The organism is Cryobacterium sp. RTC2.1 (genome assembly GCF_035018685.1).
GTDB lineage: Bacteria > Actinomycetota > Actinomycetes > Actinomycetales > Microbacteriaceae > Cryobacterium > Cryobacterium glucosi.
Window position 1 is genome coordinate 1 of record NZ_JASJXJ010000330.1, and the last position, 779, is coordinate 779.

1 protein-coding gene is annotated in these 779 nt (G+C 67.4%); it reads right to left on the reverse strand.

What is annotated here, in order from left to right; translation table 11 throughout:
- A partial coding sequence (locus tag QN357_RS19135) for a hypothetical protein (RefSeq protein WP_323505417.1) occupies positions 1-779 on the reverse strand: 779 nt, incomplete at both ends.

A 779-nucleotide genomic window follows, 5' to 3' on the forward strand; every position in this document is an offset into this window, starting at 1 on the left:
GCCGTCGTCGCCGCCAACGCCGCATCCCGCGCCAACCCCAGACTCACATTCAACTCCACCTGCCGCACCCGCAACCGGTCAGCATCCCGCACCGCGAGCACCAGGCGCACCGCACCGACCAACAGGGTGCAGAACGAGACGAAGACGGCAAGCGAGGCGAGCGGCACGAACTCGTTCACGACGATCACGCAGAGTGCGCCGATGCTGAAAATCGCGGGTGCGGCGAGAGCGAGCGTGGCACTCGCGCGGTCGGGCAGGGCCGAAACGCCAGGACTCCATGCGGCGAGACCGAGCAGGACGCCGACAACGGGCCACGCGACATCGACGATTCCGCCCCGGACATAGGTGCCGTCGGCGACGCCGGCCACCAGGAAGGTGTTGGCCAGTGCGAAGCCCAGGAAGGCGATGACCAGCAGGAACCACGCCCGGCTCGGGCGTCGGCCGTATACGGTGAGGGCGCACACGAGCAGGGCTACGAGGATCAGGGGCGAGACCGGGTATGCGAGTCCCAGGATGTCGTCCAGGACGATGTCCGACACCGGTCGGAACAGCAACGCCGCCGCAACCGCCACGAGGCCGAGTCCGGCGATGACACCATCCAGCCACACGGTCGCCGACGTCGGGTTCAGCCGTCGCCGCATCAGAACGAGAAGGAACGACACCGAGAACACCAGGAAGAGGGCGAAGAAAATGATGGCTGCCAGGGAAGCCGTATGGGGAGCCCGCGGCGGGAAGAGAATCGACTCGGCAGTGTCTGCCGCGGCGATGCACAGCATCGC